The sequence below is a fragment of the Pseudomonas avellanae BPIC 631 genome, from assembly GCF_000444135.1.
Lineage (GTDB): Bacteria > Pseudomonadota > Gammaproteobacteria > Pseudomonadales > Pseudomonadaceae > Aquipseudomonas > Aquipseudomonas avellanae.
Window position 1 is genome coordinate 1 of the sequence record NZ_ATDK01000307.1, and the last position, 4,963, is coordinate 4,963.

Here is a 4,963-nt window from a genome sequence, read left to right on the forward strand (position 1 = left end):
GAACAAGTTCGCTCCTACAGGTATCAATGAGCTTTGGTGGGAGTGGACCGGGCGAAAACACCGAAAGCAAGACGTCTGAAGCACCGTCTTCGCGTCTACTCATTCACCAACCGCGGCAACACGTAGTTGCGCACGATGTACAGCGAACCCTCTGCGCTCAGGTGCCCGGAGTCGATCTGCAGCAGTGAGGTGCTGTTTTCCGGACGCACCCGGCAGGCGTCGGCGATGCACAGTTTGTCGATCAGCGAGACGAACTGAATGCCCGCCGACGCCGCCAGCTCGCGGGTTGCCTGATCCACCGCCATGACGCTCTGGTCCAGCGCCGGATCGCTGATGTACGACTCGGTCAGCCCCCAGTGACGGTTGGCGATGACGCTGGGTAGCGATGGATTCCACGACGGCAGCGGGCCGATCAACACAATGTGTTTCACGCCCAGGCGCTTGAGCCGGGCTGCGATACGGTTCCAGTCGGTCTTGTCGTGGCTATCCTTTTGCGCGATGACCACGATATCCGGGTGCAGCCTCTCGATGCCTTGCAGCGCGGTGCGGTTGGAGTAATCACAAGCCCGGCTGGTCGCCGACGCGCGTCCGTCGTGGTCGCTGAGGCTGGGCAGGCAACTGGCCGACGCTACTTGATAGAACGGCGTAGTGCGCGCCAGCAACGTGCGCAGCCCGAGCGACAGCGCCTGTGCGTGGGAGTCGCCCCACAGGAACACGCCCCCGCGCCCTGTTTGCGCGTGCAGGCCTCGTCTATGCCGGTTTGACCGCGCTGGGTCTGGGCTGAAAACGCGTCACACTTCAGCCAGTAAGGTTCGTAAAGGTTGTGCTGGCGGTCAACGTATTCCTGGATGAAATGCGCCTTTTCCGAAAGACTGATCGGGCGCACCGGCGATATCACTCCTTGAGTCGCACTGACCAGCGCGCCGCCCGTGAATACCAGAACAATCAGTGTGCCGAGCGGGGCAAAACTCCAGTGCCTCGCAGGTTGGCGTGTGCCGAAGGGCTGCTCGATCAGCCGCCACGACGCCAGCGCGAGCATCAGGGCCACGCCGATGCCGAGTGCCACGTTGCCCAGCTCGCCCAGCCAGCCGGCGTAACTCATCCACACCACCACCGGGCAGTGCCAGAGATACAGCGAGTACGACAGCTTGCCGGTCCATTGCGACAGCGGGTTGCAGGTCAGCAGTGAGTCGTTGCGTGCTGCCGCGATCACCGCGAAAGTCCCCAGCACCGGCATCAGTACCAGGTACCCCGGCCATGTGTCCTGCACTGACAGCGCGAAGAAACCGACCACGATCATTGCCAGCCCGACCTGTTCCAGAACGCGCTGCTGTAGGGCTCTCAGTTGAAACGGAAACAGGCACGCCACGCCGCCCGACAGCAATTCCCAAGCGCGGGTCGGCAACAGGTAAAACGCCGCCTCCGGCCATTGCGACGACGCAACTACGCAAAAAATGAAACCCGTCAGGCACCCGCCCAGCACCCACCAGCGCAGGTTGTGCAGCGCGACGAAGCGGCTGAGCATCAGCAGTGCGATCGGGTACAGCAGGTAAAACTGCCATTCGACTGACAGCGACCAGGTGTGCAACAGCCATTTCTCATGGGCGCTGGCGGTGAAGTAGCCGGCCTCGCGCCAATACACAATATTAGAAACAAACCCCAGGCTGCTGGCCACATGCGTCCCCAGCGCGCTGTAGTCCAGTGGCAGCAGGTAAAACCAGCCCGCCAGCAACAAGGCCAGGCATACCACCGCCAGTGCCGGGACGATGCGCCTGGCCCGCGACGCATAGAACGCCGTCAACCTGAAACTGCCGTTTCTCAGGCCGCGCATGATGATCCCGGTAATCAGATACCCCGAGATCACAAAAAACACATCCACCCCGGCAAAACCGCCAGGCAGCCAGGCAGGGTGAAAGTGAAACAGCAGCACGGCGATAACCGCAATGGCGCGCAGGCCATTGATGTCTTTTCTGAAGTCCATTTGAGAACGTCATCCATTGGTTAAGCGGACGGTGGAAAAGCAGATTCAATGACTGGCCGCTAACGGCTCAGCCGAATAATCCTGGGAAAATCGCTCAGGCTGATCGAGGCTGAACAGTGATCGTCATGACACGCCCACGACTGATCGCTGCTGACCTGGCCGCGCTCGGCGTTAGTGGTATTGATCAGCCGTACAGGGCCGCTCATGGGGTGTTTGCTGGTCACCTGGATGTCTCGCGGTTTGCCGATGGTCCACGCCACGAGCACACGCTCGGCGCCTTTGTCGAAATACAGCTGATAAAGGTCCTGCGTCAGCGTGCTGGCCTGGGCGTCGTAGGTGAAGTCGCGAACCACCGGCGCTATCGCCTTCATCATGGTGTAGGCGGGCTTGGGCGACAGGTCTTCATTGAGCACGCCGAAGTTGTGCTCCTGATCGCGGCGGTCCGGGCCATCGTTGAAAAGGTCGTACCACCACATGCCTTTGACATTGGGCACCGTGCGGGCCAGAAAGTAGAGCCGCGCCATGTACAGCGCCTGAGTGGTTTCGCTCTTGCCGCACGCGCCCTGATGGCTTGGCCAGCCCATTTCGGTCAGATAGATCGGCACGGCGCGGCCCGCCTTTTGGCGAATATGCTGCTCGTAACCGGCTATCCAGCGCACCCAGGCTTCCGGGGTGTTGCCATCGTTGGCTGCACAATGGGCATAAGGGTGCACGGACAGACCATCGACCAGATCCAGCGCGCCGCTTTCGATCAAAGGGTCAGCGAAACCGAAATCCATGCCGCCAGGCGTCACTGCACCGGCCAGAATCTTCGCCTGTGGACCGATGGCATTGCGCGTGTTCTTGCGAATCACCGGCGCGGTTTTCTGTACCAGCCTGACGTAGTCCAGGGCAAGTTGACGGTCCTTGGGGGCTTCGAGGTCCCACTCATTCCAGATTTCGTAAAAACTCACCCGATTGCCCAACTGCCGGGTGACGTAATCTGCGTAATTCAGAAAGGGCTTCATCACCTTCGGTGTGCGGGGCTTGGCGTTGTCGTGGAAGTACGTGCTGTAGCCGAGGATTGCCACTCGGCTCATGTTGCGGTCTTTAGCGGTTCGCAGGTAATTGCGCCATTGCGGGGTGATGCGCAGATGATGGGGCGCAAACTCCGCAGTGGACCAGAAAATATCGTCCCTGACCGAATTGAAACCGGCCTCGGCGGTGAGCATCAACGGTTTTTGCAGGGGGATATCGACGTTCATCAGATGCGTGCCGACGCCTACGATGAAAGCAGGTTCGGCACGGACAGCCGGGGCACTGCTTAGGCAAGCAAGCAGTGCCAGGCACGCTATGGTGCGGCACGAAAATGCGTTCTGGGCAGCCATCTCAGCGTGGCTCCGCATGCGTAATCAACTGCAAGGCGGGGGAGTGGCCTTGTGAGGCTTCTTCACTGCGGGCAATCACATAACCAATCGCCAGACCGACAAACAGGTTGGCGACCGCAACCTCGAACATGTCGGTGGTCCAGCTGATCAGGCACCAGCAAAAACTGATGGCCAGCAGCATGCGGCCGACGCGGCTCGGGTCGTCGAGTAGTCTGAAAAGCAGCGGAATCTGCAGCCCGTACAACAGCAACCCCACCACGCCGAGCATCGCCCACAGGTACAGGGCGGAGCTGTCCATGCCTAAGAACACCCCGGCACCTTGTACCGGGAAGATGGCCATCGTGCTGCCGACCATGCCGAAGCCTGCCCCGCTGATCATCCAGCCTTCACGGCTCATGGCGTCGATCAGCGTAGGCCAGGTATTGATCATCCGGTCGTACAGCGAGGCCAGCGAGCCGCCGCTGCTCACCGTGTGGGCATCAGGACTCAAGACCAGCCCCAGCGTCGGCAACAGCAGACCGATGCACACCACCAGCACGCAGAGCGTCCTGCAGGTCCAGCTCATCCGCTGGATCAGCAACAGGCCGATGGTCAGGACAAATGCTGCGGCCGGCGCTTTACTGGTGGTCAGCACGATGGCGTAAAGCGCCACCACGCTCAGCAATACCTTCAGCAGACGCGAGCGCAGGAACATGAGCAGGTACAGCGTGTAGAAGGCGATCATGATCGACAGCACATTGGACACCCTGGCAAAACCGGCAATGCGGTCCACCTGATCGTCGCTCCATGTGGTGTTGGCGCTCAGCTCGGTTTCACCGAGGGTGTAGCTGTAACCTTTCCACGGCACCGACGTTAATGTGTCCAGAGCCACGCCCAGCAGCGAGGCCAGCAGGCAAAAACCGATGGCCCATTGCAACAGCGCACGGCGATGCAGCAGGTGCTTGCCGCAGACCAGCCCGAACACCAGCGGGCTCAGGGCAAACAGACTGAACGCCAGGTTTTGGAGGCTGGCGCGATGGAGCAGGGCCAGCAGGCCTGAGATCAGCCACACAACCATGAACGCCCAGAACAGCCGCCCGGCCTTGAACGTTCGCAGTTCGAAGATGAACAACAGGATGCAGGCGGCTTTGGGTAGATAGAGCAGGGGGCTGATGCCGGCCTGATCGAAATAGAAGCGCAGGGCACCTGAAAACGTCTCGACCAGCATCAGGCTGATAGCGACCCATGTCACTGCAGTGGATGTATCAAAGGAAATCATCGACGACCTGGCGTCGGCACTGCTCGCAGGATTGAACGCCATGCTGGCTGCCTTCTGACATGCATCAGGGAAATTGCGCGGACAAAGCTACCGCCCGACGCTGTGGATAAACGCGTCGATACGAATGAGCCTGGGAGGTGAAGCGAAGTCTGGAGCGAATGCTCGCAACGGCGTGACAAGACCTATATCAGTCGCAGATCGGGGAACTGTCAATTAATTAGTCAGTATTAGTGGTTATCCGGCAAAGCACTCGGCTTTTGTAGAGGTGGACCGGGCGACGCTTCGCTTGTCCGCGAACTGCCGGGAACCGGCAGCAAAACCAGCCGCCTCGATGCACCAGATACAACCGAGGCGGCC

Annotated in this window: 2 protein-coding genes and 1 pseudogene; all 3 read right to left on the minus strand. The window is 60.3% G+C overall.

Annotated elements, in window-relative coordinates; all coding sequences use genetic code 11:
* Positions 1 to 95 precede the first annotated feature (95 nt).
* A pseudogene (locus DW49_RS01000000128565) lies at positions 96 to 1,981 on the minus strand (acyltransferase family protein).
* Between the two features lie 59 nt (positions 1,982 to 2,040).
* A complete protein-coding gene (locus tag DW49_RS0118745; RefSeq protein WP_005621970.1) occupies positions 2,041 to 3,348 on the minus strand; it encodes a glycoside hydrolase 5 family protein in 1,308 nt (435 codons plus the stop codon).
* A gap of 1 nt (position 3,349) precedes the next feature.
* Complete coding sequence (locus DW49_RS0118750; RefSeq protein ID WP_024420604.1) at positions 3,350 to 4,648, minus strand: membrane protein; 1,299 nt, start codon at positions 4,646 to 4,648, stop codon at positions 3,350 to 3,352.
* Between the last annotated feature and the right edge of the window lie 315 nt (positions 4,649 to 4,963).